This window comes from Mesorhizobium sp. WSM4819 (assembly GCF_055811215.1).
In genome coordinates this window covers 18,486-35,031 of record NZ_JBVVQO010000049.1, presented here as the reverse complement: position 1 = coordinate 35,031, position 16,546 = coordinate 18,486, and the positions used below count along the sequence as shown (strand labels likewise).

The window sequence follows — 16,546 nt, the reverse complement described above, 5'->3', positions numbered from 1 at the left end:
GCTGCGTAATCGGCGCCGGAGGTGAAACCTTCGTGATATTCCTTACTTTGGCTTGGACATTATTTCGCCGGCCACGTAACAAAACAGCGCCGAGGCGCGAATTATCGGGGAGTGAACTCTTGTGACCGGCAAGGACGAGGCCGAGCTTTCCCGGCTGATGCGGGCCGCGATCGCGGGAGATGAAAGGGCTTACGCCGACTTTCTGCGCCGGACGGCTGCTCTGGTTCGCGGCTTCATCAGGCGCAAGATCGTTCAGGGCGGGGTCGATCCCGAGGATGTCGTGCAGGAAACCTTGCTGGCCATTCATGTGAAGCGGCATACCTGGCGCCAGGATTTGCCTGTGCTGCCCTGGGTCTACGCCATAGCGCGCTTCAAGCTGATCGACGCCTTTCGACGGCGCGGGCGGCGCATCGAGATCGAGATCGACGAGATCGCCGAGACCTTCGCCGAACCGGAGGCCGAAACGGTCAGCGGGCGTGACATCAACCGGGCGTTGGACGGCCTGCCGCCGGCGCAGCGTTCGGTGGTTTCGTCGGTGTCGGTCGAAGGCCGTTCCATTGGTGAAACGGCAGCGAAGTTCGGTATCAGCGAGACGGCGGTGCGCGTGTCGCTGCATCGCGGTCTCGCCGCCATTGCCAAACGGTTCGGGGCCAAACAATTCGGGCGGGAATGACATGAGGACCGACGATCTCATCAAGGCGCTCGACGCCGATGTCCGCAGCACGGCGATGCCGCTTGGCTCGGCCTGGTGGATAGGCGCAGGTGCGGCTACGCTGATCGCGGCGGTCATGTTCTGGCTGGCGGTCGGCCCACGCACCGACATCGCCACCGCCATGTATACGACGCGTTTCGTTGCCAAGTTTGTGTTCACGATGGCTCTGGCGGCCAGCGCCTTCGCCTTGAGCCGCGCCCTGTCGACACCCGGTGCAGCGACGGGCAGGGCGGCGGCCTGGATGATTGCCGCACCACTGCTGGTGGCCGTGGCGGTCGGTCTGGAACTCCTTTTGGTGCCTGCGGCCGACTGGGGCAGGCGGCTGGTCGGCAGCAACATGGTTATTTGCCTGAGCTTCATTCCGCTGATCGGCATCGGTCCGCTCGCCGTCTTCCTGGCGGTGCTGCGCTATGGCGCCCCGACGCGGCCGGTGCTTGCCGGAGCCGTGGCGGGCCTGCTCGCCGGCGGGCTGGCGGCAACCTTCTATGCCGCACACTGCTTCGACGATTCGCCGCTTTTCGTCGCCACCTGGTATACGATCGCGATTGCCATCCTCGCCGCGCTCGGAGCGCTCGGCGGGCGGCTTTTCGTGCGCTGGTAGCGACGGCCTGCGATGGGAGAGCGTGGTGCTCTAACGTCAAAACGCATTCATTTCTGAACGACCGGTTCGACCCGTTGCGGAAGTTCGTTCGCTCGTCCGGAATTCACGCCCGTGACCCGAAGGCGACACCCACACGTCAGATTCTGAATGGCAGTTCTGCGTCGATGTCGGCCGCTGAGGTGACCGTTGCCACTGCCTGAAAGCAGATATTGTTGGCGACTTCTGGAGGCCGCGGTTGCGCCATCTGCGGAAGTTCGAGGCATCCCCGATGAACGGTCGCAGTCGAACCCGTTCCAGAAGTTCGTGCGCGAGTGCCTATGACACATTATCTAGACCTAATATTACCTAGCCGATTTCGAAGAAATGGGACATAGTTGAGGAGCATATGATCTCTTGTTCATGAATCCGGGCGAGTCGCCCGGCAGCGATTGGGGGTACGTCATGGCAGCCAATTGGGACGTTACGCAGACACTTAACAATGGTCGGGTCGAGTGGCCGACGGGTCCGATCACAGGCCTCAACCCCTCCGAAGAACCCAGGTGGGTCGACGCCTGGGTTGTGCAGGCTGACGTGTTACCGTTGGACGGGATTAAATATATGGGCCCCAGTCAAAGCTCAGGCCACACTCCACATTGGTCAGGTTGGGGGGCGGCGCCGTTTACTATGTGGACGGCAGACGACCCGGGGTGGGCATACGGAAAATTCACGAGCGGATTCGCACTGGGGATCGCGCTCATGGCTTATCGGGATACCGCCACAAATCCCGATACTCCTGAATTCGAATGGTGGTATGAAATAGTCTGGCTTGCATAACGGCCGCTAACTATCGAGCCCGGCATAGATGGAGGAATGAAATGCCCATCGACGATGTTTATATGAAGAGTTTCCAAAATCAGGTCCAGGTCCTTGAGAACATGAAGAGGGGGATTGAGGCTGCGATCGGCAGGGCCCAACAACGGCTCGCGGAAGTTGAGCAGCAAGTTAACGAGGGGAAATCTACTAAGGAAGCTATAGAGGACGTCTTTAAAAAAAAGTAAAGGTCCGGCGGCTCAAGGCAGTCGGTGTTGGTTCGGAATGACCAACCAACACGGGTCAAAAAGCGGCTATTCATCGAACAGAGGCGAGCGGAAAAATTCGCGGGACCGTCAAGTTGCGACGATACTGCATGAGTGGCTTGCCAGGGGGACCGGTGAACTGGACCTGGACCAGATCGCATCGCAGATGAAGTCAGCGCGGCTGAAGGTCCGTCATCGGCGTTCGCAACGCGATCTCTATGGTTGCGTTACCCCGGCGAAGGCCACCAGATCCGCCACCGTGAAGTCTCCAGGCATGGACGAAGGAAGAATAGGTGTGAACCCGCCGGCGACGTTCAGATAGGATGACGCATCCCGCTTCAAAATCCTGACAAACGTCTCCGCCACGATCCGGCCGCCGACCGGACCCAACTGATTTCCGCCGGCGAGGACCGCAGCCTCGCGAAGGACGTAATACCACAGTGGGGTCTTGTTCAGCAGTAAACCGCCGCTGGAATTGAGCACGGCCATTTCGGCCGCCGGCAGCCCGGATGTCAACTGCGCCGCGGTCATCGGCGCAATGCCGAATGGGTTGGCCATGCCCTGTCCACTCGGCAGACCGAGAGCTAGAGCGCGCCGGAGGTTACGCGTTGCCAGAATCGCCATCATTCCAGAGAATCCGGGCAACGATTCCAATCCGTTGGCCAGGAAGCTATCGATTTTCCGGGCCTTGTTGTGAACCGGTACCGGCACTCCGGTGTCAAAGAACGCGTTGAAGTCAACGACCCAGGTGGAAAAGACCGGCAGCCGTGGATCGCGATTGAACTCAAAGACCTGTCCAAGTGTGGCTTCCTTGAAGTTGAAATTCACCCAGTACGTATCGCGGATCATACTGTGGCCGAACCGGTACGCTGCCACGGCGAACTCGACGGGCATTCGGAACGAGCTGCCGATGGGAGCAGATACGCTCGCCATCGCGTTGTTCACGGCAGCCACTCCGCAGATTCTTGTCAAAAAATCGTGCACCACGGCCCATTGGTAATGATGGGTCACGATTCGTTTGGCCTCTGCGAAGATGTCGCCCGCAAACGCGACTGCCACCAGCAGATCAACGACGGCGTTATGGAAACGCAGCATAGCGTGCTGCAACTGTACGATGATCAGATTTTCGTCGTTGCGCGGATCACCGATCGCAGCAGTATTCGTATCCTGCATGCGGGGCACATCCCAGTTCGTCTGCTGGACCATGCCCGATTTGTCACCGTTGTTGCTGGGGCCGCCCGGGCCAATAGGAGTGTTCGAGCCCCTGTGCAGCTTGATTGCGGTAACTGGACCAGATGTAGGAAAAACGTAGAGAAACGGATCTAAGCCAGGCCCGCGGCCGTAAACGGACTCCAGATCGAGCGCCGGGCTTCGCATGTTACTGATTGTATTCGCATCGGTAGCGGCGTCGAGAGTCGACGAGACGTCGAACGTGATGTCATGGTCCACAAACTGACCAAAATAAGTGAAGCCTGCTGGTATCGAAGACACGCCCGCATCAGCGGGATTGTGAGACGCAGGATTAGGATCACGGCCAGGGTCTCCCATCATGTTACCGAGTTCGCCGACGAGTTTTTGCGTCACGTAATTAAATGGCAACTTCGTTGCCGCACGGGTGCCCGCGGACGACATGTATCCGAAGCGATCTGCACAGGCAGAACTTAGCCAGGGAAACGGGAACCAGTAGAGCGGAATTTTAGCGCCGTGAAAACGTCGAATCCCTGGCTTTAGTGCGAGGATAGACTCTTTGACGTCGTCCGTTAACTTCTCCGCGGGAAGGTCCGCCGGCTTGATGCGATTCGCGCTGGCCAACAGTTGCTCCAGCGAAACGGTGGGCCTCAGATTCGTTTCAGTCACGCGCTTTCGCAACTCCGACAGCACGATCGGCTTTGGGTTAACGAATCCTTTAGGGATCGATGTCTTCTTGAGAAATTCGCGGACTGGCTCGGCAAATTGGGAAGTTGCGGCTGGGTTCGCTGTCTCAGCTTTTCGCTTCGTAGGCTTCGTCGCACCGAGGCGCTTGGGTGTCTGTTTCGCTGCGGCTTTTTTTTCGTGACCATGCCTGACCCTCTTCGAAAATGATTTCAGGAAGTACCACCCTCACCCAATGGGGAAGGGGGCCTTCAACAAGCTGTGATTAAAAGGCCCATGCAGGCGCCACCCGGCCGGAGGGACCCGAGTGTCGAGCCTCAGCACTGTCTCGCCCGGTCTGGCTCTAGGAGCCAGTGGTGAGACATATTATGCTCATCGATTGCATCGAAGTTCGGTGGCATCACATCACCTCCGATCCAGAGCGGTTCACAAGGAGGTGCGGGCGGTGCCCCTTGCCGCCTTCCGACGGTGTCACATTTTGACGAGTTTGCCTAGGCGGAGCTGGGTCGTGGCGGCGGCGACCACGTTTCCCTTCAGCTCGTAGAGATGCAGCGCACCGGACACAGCGGCGACCGCCTCGTCGCCTCGGCGGGCGGCTTCGAGCACGTGCGACAGGTCGACCAGTGCATCCGCCCGGTCGTTTACGAAGTCGGTCGCTTCGGCGATCGTCACTGCTTCGCGCGCGAGCGTCTCCGCCGCCGGCAGCTCTGCCCGCCGCGCATGCACGCGTGCGCGCACGCGGCGCCAACGGACCTGCGTCACCAGGTCTCCGCTCGCAGCCAGCCGGGCGCTGAGTTTAGCAAAGTCCTCGGCCTCCTCGTCGCGGCCCTGTTCGAGGATCACCACGGCGAGGGACGCGGCCATTGTCGAACGGAACGCGCGCTCGCCCATCTCCTCAAGCGAGTGATACGCCGCGCGCGCGCTCCTCTCGGCCGCAGCGGGGTCCCCGGCGAGCAGCTCGATGACGGCCTCGTGCTCTGAGGACGCCACGTAGAGCGTAAGGCCAAGGTCGGCGTAGGTGGCGTTGCTCGTCGCAATCAGCTCGCGGGCAATCGCGAAGCGGCCGACAATCGCGTTGAGGCACGCGAGTTGGCGGAGGATCGCTGCCTCGGACTCGGGGCTTTCGCCCACCTGAACGCGCATCGCCTCGCAACGGCGGATGCCCTCGGCTGCCGGTGTAGGCCCGAACCACAAGGAGGAAGCGATCCACGTGAGGATTTCGTAGTACTCATGCCAATCCCCCGCACGTCGCGCGTGATCAGCAGCTTGCTCCCAAGCTGCAATGGCGGCCTCGCCACGGGCCGCGGTGAAGGATAGCCAGGCCTCGAGCCGCCGTGCGCGGCAGAGGCCGAGGTCGTCCCCGAGGCGCTCGAAGACCGGGATCACCGCAGCTGCCGCGCGTGCCGCCTGCTCCAGCCCGCCCTCTTCGCCGTGGAAGATCCGGAGGAACTGCCGCTGAACGAGCACATGCGCTTCCAAGCGCTGGTCGTCAGCGGCAGCGGCCAAGCGCTCCGCCTCATCCAGAGCGCGCCCGGCGTCGTCCAGCCGGCCGCTTTCGATCAGCGCGCCGCTCAACTCGGCGAGCAGCACGATCCGCCGTGTGTCATCGGCGGGAAGCAGCCGGGAAACCCTCTCAAGCAGGCTGATCGCCGCCGGCAGGTCGCTGCGGACAAGCGCCCGCCGCCCGGCTGCCTCGAGGCGTTCGCACGCCCGGGCGGCAAGCGAGGCCGCGCGCACGTCGCGCGGACCGAGCGCGACACGGTACTGAAAGGCCTGTTCGAGGTGATAGCCGACAATCTCCTCAAACTCGCGTAGCCGGTCCGCGGCCGCTAGCTCGAGCCAGGCGGCGAAGCGCTCGTGCAGGTCGGCGCGCGCATTCTTCGGCAGGGAGCGATACGCGGCGTCGCGGATCAGGACGTGACGGAAGCGATAGGCCTTCTCGCCGGCGAACAACGGCGCCTCCGGGCGGATCAGGTCCCGGCGGACGAGCGCGAGCAAGCCGTCTTCGAATGTGTCGAGCACCGGGCAGGCGAGCTCGCTGACGGCGCTCCGATGGAATACTGAGCCCTCGACCGCTGCGGCCGTCAGGATGGCGCGCTCGACGGTTGGGAGGCCCTCGAGGCGGGCAGCGAGAAGCGCGTTGATAGTCGAGGGGACGGGCAGCTCAACGAGGTCCGACGCGACGACGCTGTCGGGCCTGAGCAACGCGTCGTCGACGAGCATCGCCACGAGTTCCTCAGCGAAGAGCGCATTGCCCTCGGCCGCGCTCGCGATCCTCGACTCGGCAGCGGGCGGCAGCGGCGCGGGGCCAAGCAGGTTGGAGATCAGCTCGCGGCATTCCGCGTCGCTGAGCCGCTCGAGGACGATCGACGTCGCGTTGCGTTTGCCGGCCCCCCAGCCAGGACGCGCGTCGAAGAGCTCCGGCCGCGCGATGCAGATGAGCACGATCGGGAAATCGCGTGAGAAGTCGGCGACGTGCTCGACTAAGTCGAGGAATGTCGACTCGGCCCAATGGACGTCGTCCACCACAACGACAAGCGGCCCCGCTCGCGCGAGCGCCTCAAAAAGCCTCCGGACGGCCCAGGCGGTCTCCTCGGTCGTCCCTTGTCCCGCGCCGCCAAGCCCAAGCGCCCCGGTCACACGCTCGGCAATCAGCCCGGCCTTCTCGTCGCCTGCGAGCCGCGCCTCGATCACCGCTGCGAGCTGCTTGCCGGAATCCGGTCCCTCCGCGCGGGTAAGCTCCCGGACGATCTCGGCCAGCGGCCAATAGGTTATGCCCTCGCCATAGGGCAGACAGCGGCCGTGCAAGACTGTGACATCCTCGGCGAGGCCGCTCGTGAACTCCCGTACGAGCCGCGACTTTCCCACACCCGCGTCGGCGAGAATGGTGACCAGGTGGCAGGTTCTGTCGCCGACCGCGTTGCGGAAGACGGTCTCAAGCAAGGCTCGTTGACGTTCGCGCCCGACGAAAGGCGAGTCGAAGCGGCGCGCAACGCCGGGGGCGTGGGCGAGGACATCTAACACGACGAGGGCGCGGATGGTCGCGCCGCGCTTGAGTGCGCGCGGCCCGCTCGGCTCGACGATTACCGCATCGCGCACGAGCTTGTGCGTCGGCTCCCCTATCAGGATTTCATTCGCCGTCGCTGCCTCCTCAAGGCGCTTCGCGACAATGACGGCCTCTCCGGCGACTGACAAGTATCCCTGCGTTTGGTCGCCGGCGATCACCTCGCCGGTGTTGATGCCGATGCGGTTCATAAGGCGGACGCCCCAACCGGCTTCGAGTTCGTGGTTAAGGATGGCAAGCGTTTCGCGCATCTCCACCGCTGCCCGCACCGCGCGCAACGCATCGTCTTCGTGGACGAACGGCATGCCGAACACAGCCATGATCGCGTCCCCGATATAGTTGTTCACGATTCCGCCGTGCCGTTGAACGACGGCGCTCAACTCGCCGAAGTACCGGGAGAGCAGGTTCCGGAGCGCTTCGGGATCGAGGGAGAGGCTAAGCCGCGAGGAATCGACGATGTCGGCGAAGAGGATGGTGACCGTCTTGCGGGCGTCCGGCCCGGGCTGCCGCGCGTCCGGCGCTGCCGGCTTAGCTGGAGCCGAGGAAGCCACCTTAGGCCTCCGCTTCGGGTTCGGCCGGAGATGGTTGTCCGATGACATGGCACGACTCCGTGTCTTAGCCTCCCCACGCCGCTGATCAGTTGCGGATTGTCATGGGTGCTGCTTTCACGATACAGCCGCTTCTCAACAAGAACAAAGCGGTTTCCTCGCCTGTCAAAACTCCCGCACTTCCTCCAAAGATACCTTTTAGGCTATCTGCGTTGGCTTCTCCCTCATAGGTGGAAGAACCGGCTGCAAACTTGCCGAGCGGTCCGTCCGCAGAACGCGATCCGCATTATTAGGAATAACCACCGGGCCTGCTGGGGTGATAGGGTCTTTTCGTCAGTTGTCGAGCAGGCGGAAATGCGCGGCGCGAACGACGGCCTGCGTGCGGTTCCTGGCGCCCAGCTTCCTGGCGGCGGCGGTGAGGTGCATGACGACCGTGGGAATCGAGCGCCCGATGACGCGCGAGATCTCCTTGGCAGAGAGGCCATGTGCCGAATGGCGGAGACACTCGCGCTCGCGCTCAGTCAAGGACGGCAGGAGCGGACTGAGAGCCGATCGGTCGTAGAGGGCGTAGGCCGTGTCGTGGAAGACATGCGCCAGCAAGCTAAAGCGCGCGATGGTTCCCGCATCCCGATCTACCATCTCGTCCGCGCCGAGGCGGATGCCGGTAACCGTGGCATAGCCGCCGCGCGGCATGTGGATAGGGATCGTGACGCCGCTAGTGAGGTCGCGCTCGCGCAGATAGCGCGCAACGGGTTCCGTAGTCTCGTCGAGGAGCGCGCCTATCTCGGTGTCGATCGCCTTGTTGTAGCTCCAGGCGAAGGGAATGGAGCTGCGCGCCGCCACGATCTGCACCGGATCGATGCGGAAATAACCTCGATCGCACCAATAGTCGCGCATGTCGTCATCGATGTTACGCAGCTTGAGCATCGACGGGATCATGATAGCGCCGTCGAGATCGTACGGGATGGGCGTGTAGTCGTAGACCAGCGCGTCGTAGCCTAGGCCGGACAGGGCGGCGAACGCCTCGTCGATGCATTCGTCCAAGGTGCCATGGCGAGTGAAACGCCCCCTGATCGTTGTGATTTCGTCCAGCATGAGCTCTTCCGCCGACATCCTCCCGGACCACCCTATCACTTCTTATAGCTGACGCACTCCCAACGTTTCGCTTAATATATGAGCATGCCTAAAATCTGTGCATTCGGAGCGTATCATGTGGCGTGAGATGGCGGCCGACGATCGCATCGAGGTAAATGTCGACGGCGTTAAGGTCGTCGCCTACAGCTTCGGCTCCAGCACCGAGACGGTGTTTTGCCTCAACGGCGGGCCTGGCCTGGCCTGCGACTACCTTCGTGAATCGCACTCCTGCCTGGTAGACCAGGGATACAGGGTCGTGGCGTTCGACCAGCTTGGCACCGGCGCCTCCGACCGGCCGACGGACACCTCGCTCTGGACTATCGCGCGCTACGTCGAGGAGACCGAGACGGTTCGCAGGACGCTGGGACTCGGCAATGTACACATGCTGGGTCATTCCTGGGGCGGCTGGCTGGCGATCGAATATGCGCTTGCCTACCAGGAGAACCTGCAGACGTTGATCCTCGAGGATACCGTCGCCGACATGCCGCATCTTGTTCTGGAACTGGAACGCCTGCGCGCCTCGCTGGGACCCGAGACCGTATCGATGATGCAGAAGCACGAGGCGCAGGGAACCTACGATCATCCGGAATACATGGCGGCGGTGACGATCCTCAACTACCGCCATGTCTGCCGCCTGCCCGAATGGCCGGCGCCGGTGCGCCGCTCGCTCGACGACTGGAACATGGGACCCTACGCGACCATGCAAGGCCCGAACGAGTTTCTCTACATCGGCAATCTCAAGGACTGGAACCGGGTGCCCGACCTGCCCAGGATCAAGGTGCCGGTGCTGATCACGCATGGCGAGCACGACGAACTGACACCAGCCTGTGGTCTACGCATGAAGCTTGGCCTGCCGCAGTCGGAGTTGCACATCATCCCGAATGCGAGTCACATGCCCTTCTACGAGAACCCAGCTGCATACTATCCGATCCTTTCAGGGTTCCTCTCGCGCAACAAGGCAGGCTGATGCAGGCGGAATGCAGGGGAAAGGGAGCGGACGGGGAAACACCTCAGGGCCATGCACCGCTATAAGTTCGTTCTATACCGTCCGCTTCAGTTCCTGCCGGTGCTGTTCGGCATCAGCGTGATCACGTTCATCCTTGTCCGGCTGATCCCCGGCGACCCCGCTCGCGTTCTGCTCGGCGCCCGCGCCACCCCCGAAGCGATCGCCCGCATCCGCGCGCAGTACGGCCTCGATGAGCCCATGCTCGCCCAGTATTTCTACTTCCTGCGCAACCTCGCGGACGGCGAGATGGGGCGCTCGATCCTCTACAAGATCGATGTGCTGAAGCTAATCGCCACGCGCATCGAGCCCACTCTGACGCTGGTGCTTTGCAGCGTTGTGCTGTCAGTATTGATCGCCGTGCCGGTGGCGGCGATCGCGGCGCGCAATCAGGGCAGGCTGGCCGACCAAGTTATCCGCATCGTTTCCACCTTCGGCATCGGCTTCCCGCCCTTCTGGCTCGGCCTGATGCTGATCATCCTGTTCAGCGTCGAACTCGCCATTCTCCCGGTGTCCGGTTACGGCAGCACGCTTTCTGAAAAGCTTGCACATCTCGTGCTGCCGAGCCTCACTGTCTCGCTGTCGCTGTCGACCGTTCTGGCGCGCAGCTTGCGTGCGGCGATGGTCGAAGGTTTGAAGTCCGACGTGGCGACTGCCGCGCGCGCGCGCGGCATGCCGGAGAGCATCGTGTTCTGGCGCCACGTGCTGCCAAATTCGTTGGTGCCGACCGTAAACCTTCTCGCCGTAAACATAGGTTGGCTGCTAGGCGGCACCGTCGTGGTGGAGACCGTCTTCGCGCTGCCCGGCATGGGCCAGCTGCTGGTGCGCGCCATCTTCTCGCGCGACTACATTGTCGTGCAGGGCGTGGCGATGGTCTTCGCCTGCGCCACCGTGCTGATCAACTTCCTGGCTGACATCGTCACGGTGGCTCTCGACCCGAGGGTGAAGCTGTGAGCGAGCCCTTGGCCGCGCCCGCGCTCGGCAGGAAGGGCCGCTTTCGCCGCCGCGGTACGCTGGCGGCCGGCGTCTTCCTGCTTGGCGCGTTCGTCGTCCTCGCGTTCGGCGCGCCGCTGATCGCGCCCTACGATCCGATCGCCCAGGACGCGACAGCTCGACTCCAGGGGCCGTCCTGGCTGCACCCGTTCGGGACCGACAATTTCGGCCGCGACATCCTCTCGCGCGTCATCTGGGGCACGCGCATCGACCTCATGATCGCCGTCATCGGCGTTATCTTCCCCTTTCTCATCGGCACCACGCTGGGCACGGTAGCCGGCTTCTTCGGCGGGATAGTCGACGCCATCTTCATGCGGCTGGTCGACATCATCTTGGCCTTCCCGTTCCTAGTATTGATGCTGTCGATCATTGCGATCCTGGGGCCTGGCCTAGCCAGTTTTTACATCGCCATCGCCCTCGTCGGCTGGGTTTCCTACGCGCGGCTCATCCGCGCCCAGATGCTCGTGCTCAAGAACCACGACTACGCGGTTGCGGCGGTCAGCCTCGGCTTCAGCCGCATGCGCGTCATGTTCCGTCACCTCCTGCCCAATGCCGCTGCCGGCTCGGTCGTCTTCGCGATGTCCGACGCAATCCTCGTCCTGCTGAATGGCGCGGCCATTAGCTATCTCGGGCTGGGCGTGCAGCCGCCAGTGGCGGAGTGGGGCGTGATGGTGGCGGAAGGCCAAGCCTTCGTCAGCACCGCGTGGTGGATTACACTGTTCCCGGGGCTTGCGATCGTGACGCTCGCCTTCGCCTTCAGCATGGTCGGCGACGGGCTGGCCGATTTGTTCGGGGTTCACGAGTGATCGCGGCGCTGCTCAAGGTCACCGACCTGACGGTCGTCCATGACGGCGACGGCGGGGAGCGTACCCTGCTTGATGCCGTGTCGCTCGATCTCGCCCCGGGAGAAGTGCTCGGGCTGGTCGGCGAGAGCGGGTCGGGCAAGAGCCTGCTCTGCCGCTCACTCGTTAGGCTGCTGCCATCGAGCCGGCTCAGGATCAGCGGTGGCTCGATCACACTTTCCGGGCGTGAGCTGACGACCGCGCCGGAAGCCGAGATGCTCGCGGTGCGCGGCGGTGAAATCGGCATGATCTTTCAGAATCCGAGCAGCCATCTCGACCCGGTCATGAGGATCGGCGACCAGATCACCGAGGGCATCCGCTTTCACCAGCGCTTGGACGCCAAGGCGGCGCGCGCCGCGGCGGTGGATATCCTCGCCCAGGTCGGGTTTCCGGATCCGGCTCGGCAATACGATAGCTACCCGCACGAATTCTCCGGCGGCATGCGCCAGCGCGCCATGATCGGCGCGGCGCTATCGAGCAATCCCAGGATCCTGATCGCCGACGAGCCGACAACGGCACTCGACGTGACGATACAGGCGCAGATCCTGCGGCTTCTGATGGACATCCGCGCCAGGCATGGACTCTCGGTGATCCTGGTCACCCACGATCTCGGCATCGTCGCCCAAGTCTGCGACCGCATCGCGGTGATGAGGCAAGGTCGACTGGTGGAAATTGGAGAGAAGCGCGGTCTGCTTGCGGCGCCGGCGCATGCCTACACCCGTTCGCTGATCGCCAGCCATCCCTCGCTGCCGGAGGAGGACATGCCGGCAAAGGCTGAGAAGCTCCGGGCACCCGGAGCGGTGCCGGTGGTCGACATCGAGAAGCTGCACGTGCGCTTCGCAACTGGCGGCCTGTTCCGGCGAGGCGCGGTCGATGCCGTCAATGGGGTCACACTCCGTGTCATGCCGGGCGAAACGGTCGGCATTGTCGGCGAATCCGGAAGCGGCAAGAGCACTCTGGCGCGCGCCGTCCTTGGACTTACGCCGGTCTCGTCAGGCACGATACGGTTCGATGGTACGGACATCGCATCGGGTCGCGCAGTCCTCGGCATGCTGCGACGTCAAACCGCCATGGTTTTCCAGGACCCCTACAATGCCCTCAATCCTCATCTTACCGTTGGCAAGATGCTGGCGGAGGTCCTGCGGGTACAGGGCAAGATCGAGACCGCGCAAATTCCGGCACGCTGCGGCGAACTGCTCGACCTGGTCGGCTTGGGGCGCGCGTTCCTCGACCGCAAGCCGCGCTCGATGAGCGGCGGCCAGTGCCAGCGGGCCGGCATAGCTCGCGCGCTCGCCGTCGACCCGAAACTTATCATTGCGGACGAGTGCGTGGCCGCCCTCGACGTGACCATCCAGGCGCAGATCTTGGAGTTGTTCCGCGAACTGGTGGAACGTATGTCGCTCACGCTGATATTTATCGCCCACGATCTCGCAATCGTTCGCAATCTCTGCCAGCGTGTTGTGGTGATGCACCGCGGCGTGATCGTCGAGGAAGGTCGGTCGGAGGAAGTGTTCACCCGGCCGAAGCATGCCTACACCGCCGCGCTGATTGCCGCCGTTCCGCATATCGATCCGGACAAGCCGCTGCTTGCTCCCTCGAAGATGGCGACCCCGCAGGCCGACGGGGTCGCAAACTAAAACCAAAGGCAAACCAGAAGGGGAATAACGATGTTAAGAAGCAAATGGATGCGCATCGGCTTGGTCACTTTTATGACCGGCCTGTCCCTGGGGGCGACGCTCGCAGAAGCCGCCGGCGTACTCACGATTGGCCGGCGCGAAGACTCGACCACGTTCGATCCGATCAAGACCGCCCAGAACATCGACCTGTGGGTGTTCGCCAACGTCTATGACGTGCTGATCCGCGTCGACAAGACGGGCACCAAGCTGGAGCCCGGTCTCGCCGAGGGTTGGGAGGTCAGCCCGGACGGCCTCACCTATACGCTCAAGCTGCGCGACGCGAAGTTCTCGGACGGCTCCGACCTGACGGCCGACGACGTGGTGTTCAGCCTCACCCGCATCAGGGATGACGAGGGCTCGCTATGGGCGGATCCTTTCAAGGTGATGGATACGGTCGAGGCAACCGATCCAAAGACCGTCACGATCAAACTCAAGCAGGCGACCGCGCCGTTCCTAGCGACGCTGGCCTTCCCGATCGCCTCGGTTCTATCCAAGAAAGGCTTCGAGACGCTCGGTCCGGAGAAATATGCCGAAACACCCATCGGCTCTGGCGCCTTTACGATCACGGAATGGAGGCGCGGCGACCGTGTCGTCCTGGCGAAAAACCCGCATTTCTGGGAGGCCGATCGTGTCAGCCTCGACGGTGTCGAGTGGATCTCCGTGCCGGACGACAACACCCGCATGCTGAACGTGCAGGCCGGCCAGCTCGACACCGCGATCTTTGTGCCGTTCTCACGCGTCGCCGAACTGCAGAAGGATTCCAACCTCACCGTACATCTCGACCCGTCGACCCGCGAGGATCACCTGCTGATTAACCACGAGCATGGCGCGCTGGCGAAGAAGGAGGTGCGGCAGGCCCTCGACATGGCCATCGACGAGCAGGCTGTGGTCGACACGGTGACATTCGGCTACGGCGAGGTCGCAAACTCCTATGTCCCGAAGGGCGCGCTCTATTACTACGCCGACAATTTGAAGCGGCCCTACGATCCGGAAAAGGCTAAGCAGATGCTGGCCGACGCCGGGGCCTCGGACCTGACGCTCAACTACGTCGTGCGGGCCGGCGACGAGATCGTCGAGCAGACGGCCGTGCTGCTGCAGCAGCAGCTCGCCAAAGCCGGAGTCACCGTCAACATCCAGAAGGTCGACCCGAGCCAGGAATGGGACATGCTGGTGGCCGGCGACTATGACGTCGGTGTCAACTACTGGACCAACGACATCCTCGACCCAGACCAGAAGACCACCTTCGTTCTCGGCCACGACGCGAACATGAATTACATGACCCGCTACAACAACGAGAAGGTCAAGGAGCTGGTCGCGGCGGCGCGCATCGAGATGGATCCGGCCAAGCGCGAGCAAATGTACACCGATCTGCAGAAGATGGCCAAAGAGGACGTCAACTGGATCGATCTGTACTACAGCCCGTTCATCAACGTCTCGCGTAATAACATCGAGAATTTCTACCAGAATCCGCTCGGCCGGTTCTTTCTGGAAGACGTGGTCAAGAACTAGACTTGTGGACGAAGCCACGGGACGCCGCTCTGCGGCGTTCCGCCCAGCCCTGACTGACTGCGTCGTTTGGCGTGCCGCCCGTCTCACCGCGCGTTGTTTGTTGGGACAGGTGAGCGACCTGCTGCTGTCGCTACTTCGGCTTTCTGACAGTTCCGCGCTGATTGCGGACGGTCCGCGGCCGGCCCAAATCAAAACGTTTGGCACATCGCTGCCAAGCGTCCGCTCCTGGCAGCGAACAACCTGTTCCGGCATACGGCTCAAACGGCAACGTTCCACCCATCTCGCCATTGGCGGCATCCCGCTGATTGAATTTGACCTAAAGCGGAATGCGTTTGGATTGAACCGGACTCCATCTCTTTGTTTTAGCCCCATCTGTGCGACGCCAAGTGGTCCACTTGGGTGCAGAATGCTCTACGTGAAACGCTCTGCCGGACTGGTTTGAGCCAAATCCATCGAGCTTCGGCGGTCGGCGAGCAAACGGGCAAAGGATCGGCCCCGATGCGGTCTTCGGACCGCGGCCACGAAGCTGTCGACGGAACAGCCACATGGTCGTCACCCAGCGCGGCCGCGCGCGATGTCCGTTGGCTTGTATCGCCGGTCAGCGCGTCGGAACGGGATGCTCGCCGCGATAGTCGTAGAAGCCGCGTCCGGTCTTGCGGCCGAGCCAGCCGGCCTCGACATATTTCACCAGTAGCGGGCAGGGGCGGTATTTCGAATCCGACAGGCCGTCATGCAGCACCTGCATGATCGACAGGCAGGTGTCGAGGCCGATGAAATCGGCAAGCTGCAGCGGTCCCATCGGATGGTTGGCGCCGAGCCGCATGGCGGTGTCGATCGCGTCGACCGAGCCGACCCCTTCATAGAGCGTGTAGATCGCCTCGTTGATCATCGGCAGCAGGATGCGGTTGACGATGAAGGCCGGAAAATCCTCCGAGACGGTGATCGTCTTCTCGAGATGGTTCACATAGGCCTTTGCCGCTTCGAAGGTCTGGTCCTCGGTGGCAATGCCGCGCACCAGTTCGACCAGCTTCATCACTGGAACCGGATTCATGAAATGGATGCCGATGAAACGCTCCGGCCTGTCGGTCTGCGCGGCCAGGCGCGTGATCGAGATCGACGAGGTGTTCGTCGCCAGGATGGCTTCCGGATTGAGCTGCGGGCAGAGCTGGGCGTAGATCTTGCGCTTGACCGTCTCGTCCTCGGTCGCTGCCTCGATCACCAGATCGGCGCCGGCAAGGTCGGCCATGGTCGGTGCTGACGAAATGCGTGCCATCGCCTCGTTGCGCAGCTTTTCCTCGAGCTTTCCGGAGCCGACCTGGCGGGCCATGTTGCCGCTGATCGTGGCGAGGCCCTTTTCGATGCGCTCGGGCGAGATGTCGTAAACCAGCACCTTGTAGCCCGCCAGCGCGGACACATGGGCGATGCCGCCGCCCATCTGGCCCGCCCCGATGATGCCGATCGTCTCGATCTTGTTCATTACACCGATCCCGTCAAATGGCCTTTGCGGCCTGCTTTTTGTGCGGTGCAAACTAAAAGG

Annotated in this window: 12 protein-coding genes; 8 read left to right on the top strand and 4 right to left on the bottom strand. The window is 62.7% G+C overall.

Annotated elements, in window-relative coordinates:
* Positions 1 to 121: 121 nt before the first annotated feature.
* The 3 genes from AC0L18_RS29455 to AC0L18_RS29445 all read left to right on the top strand — a co-directional run bounded on the left by AC0L18_RS29455 (position 122) and on the right by AC0L18_RS29445 (position 2,350).
* Positions 122 to 673, top strand: a complete 552-nt coding sequence (locus tag AC0L18_RS29455) for a sigma-70 family RNA polymerase sigma factor (RefSeq protein ID WP_473495304.1) — start codon at positions 122 to 124, stop codon at positions 671 to 673.
* 1 nt (position 674) lies between these two features.
* Positions 675 to 1,313 (top strand): NrsF family protein, encoded by a 639-nt coding sequence (locus AC0L18_RS29450; protein ID WP_473495303.1) that lies wholly within the window; start codon positions 675 to 677, stop codon positions 1,311 to 1,313.
* A gap of 854 nt (positions 1,314 to 2,167) precedes the next feature.
* Entirely contained in the window at positions 2,168 to 2,350 is a 183-nt protein-coding gene (locus AC0L18_RS29445; RefSeq protein ID WP_473495302.1) for a hypothetical protein, read from the top strand.
* 234 nt (positions 2,351 to 2,584) lie between these two features.
* On the opposite strand, the gene AC0L18_RS29440 is transcribed toward AC0L18_RS29445, so the two are convergent.
* The 3 genes from AC0L18_RS29440 to AC0L18_RS29430 all read right to left on the bottom strand — a co-directional run bounded on the left by AC0L18_RS29440 (position 2,585) and on the right by AC0L18_RS29430 (position 8,947).
* Entirely contained in the window at positions 2,585 to 4,225 is a 1,641-nt protein-coding gene (locus tag AC0L18_RS29440) for a peroxidase family protein (protein ID WP_473495301.1), read from the bottom strand.
* A gap of 486 nt (positions 4,226 to 4,711) precedes the next feature.
* Positions 4,712 to 7,903: an ATP-binding protein gene (locus tag AC0L18_RS29435; protein WP_473495300.1), complete on the bottom strand. Its 3,192-nt coding sequence runs from the start codon at positions 7,901 to 7,903 to the stop codon at positions 4,712 to 4,714.
* Between the two features lie 282 nt (positions 7,904 to 8,185).
* Positions 8,186 to 8,947 (bottom strand): LuxR family transcriptional regulator, encoded by a 762-nt coding sequence (locus AC0L18_RS29430; protein ID WP_473495299.1) that lies wholly within the window; start codon positions 8,945 to 8,947, stop codon positions 8,186 to 8,188.
* 115 nt (positions 8,948 to 9,062) lie between these two features.
* Between AC0L18_RS29430 and AC0L18_RS29425 the strand changes: the two genes are divergently transcribed.
* The 5 genes from AC0L18_RS29425 to AC0L18_RS29405 are packed head-to-tail and all read left to right on the top strand — an operon-like array spanning position 9,063 to position 15,009.
* A complete protein-coding gene (locus AC0L18_RS29425; protein WP_473495298.1) occupies positions 9,063 to 9,953 on the top strand; it encodes a proline iminopeptidase-family hydrolase in 891 nt (296 codons plus the stop codon).
* A 51-nt stretch (positions 9,954 to 10,004) separates the two neighbouring features.
* A complete protein-coding gene (locus tag AC0L18_RS29420; RefSeq protein ID WP_473495297.1) occupies positions 10,005 to 10,943 on the top strand; it encodes an ABC transporter permease in 939 nt (312 codons plus the stop codon).
* The gene (locus AC0L18_RS29415; RefSeq protein WP_473495296.1) at positions 10,940 to 11,788 is read left to right on the top strand and encodes an ABC transporter permease; all 849 of its coding nucleotides are present in this window, start codon (positions 10,940 to 10,942) and stop codon (positions 11,786 to 11,788) included. Before AC0L18_RS29420 ends, AC0L18_RS29415 begins: the two co-directional genes overlap by 4 nt.
* Complete coding sequence (locus AC0L18_RS29410; protein WP_473495295.1) at positions 11,785 to 13,461, top strand: dipeptide ABC transporter ATP-binding protein; 1,677 nt, start codon at positions 11,785 to 11,787, stop codon at positions 13,459 to 13,461. The genes AC0L18_RS29415 and AC0L18_RS29410 overlap by 4 nt, the downstream gene beginning before the upstream one ends.
* Before the next feature lie 30 nt (positions 13,462 to 13,491).
* Positions 13,492 to 15,009: an ABC transporter substrate-binding protein gene (locus AC0L18_RS29405; protein ID WP_473495294.1), complete on the top strand. Its 1,518-nt coding sequence runs from the start codon at positions 13,492 to 13,494 to the stop codon at positions 15,007 to 15,009.
* Between the two features lie 598 nt (positions 15,010 to 15,607).
* On the opposite strand, the gene AC0L18_RS29400 is transcribed toward AC0L18_RS29405, so the two are convergent.
* Positions 15,608 to 16,486, bottom strand: a complete 879-nt coding sequence (locus tag AC0L18_RS29400) for a 3-hydroxybutyryl-CoA dehydrogenase (protein WP_473495293.1) — start codon at positions 16,484 to 16,486, stop codon at positions 15,608 to 15,610.
* Positions 16,487 to 16,546 lie beyond the last annotated feature (60 nt).

What these genes read in the sequence shown, in the direction of transcription:
- AC0L18_RS29450 (WP_473495303.1), top strand. Translation starts at nt 675, where the DNA reads ATGAGGACCGACGATCTCATCAAGGCGCTCGACGCCGATGTCCGCAGC.
- AC0L18_RS29445 (WP_473495302.1), top strand. Translation starts at nt 2,168, where the DNA reads ATGCCCATCGACGATGTTTATATGAAGAGTTTCCAAAATCAGGTCCAG.
- AC0L18_RS29435 (WP_473495300.1), bottom strand. Translation starts at nt 7,903, where the DNA reads ATGTCATCGGACAACCATCTCCGGCCGAACCCGAAGCGGAGGCCTAAG.
- AC0L18_RS29430 (WP_473495299.1), bottom strand. Translation starts at nt 8,947, where the DNA reads ATGCTGGACGAAATCACAACGATCAGGGGGCGTTTCACTCGCCATGGC.
- AC0L18_RS29425 (WP_473495298.1), top strand. Translation starts at nt 9,063, where the DNA reads ATGTGGCGTGAGATGGCGGCCGACGATCGCATCGAGGTAAATGTCGAC.
- AC0L18_RS29420 (WP_473495297.1), top strand. Translation starts at nt 10,005, where the DNA reads ATGCACCGCTATAAGTTCGTTCTATACCGTCCGCTTCAGTTCCTGCCG.
- AC0L18_RS29405 (WP_473495294.1), top strand. Translation starts at nt 13,492, where the DNA reads ATGTTAAGAAGCAAATGGATGCGCATCGGCTTGGTCACTTTTATGACC.
- AC0L18_RS29400 (WP_473495293.1), bottom strand. Translation starts at nt 16,486, where the DNA reads ATGAACAAGATCGAGACGATCGGCATCATCGGGGCGGGCCAGATGGGC.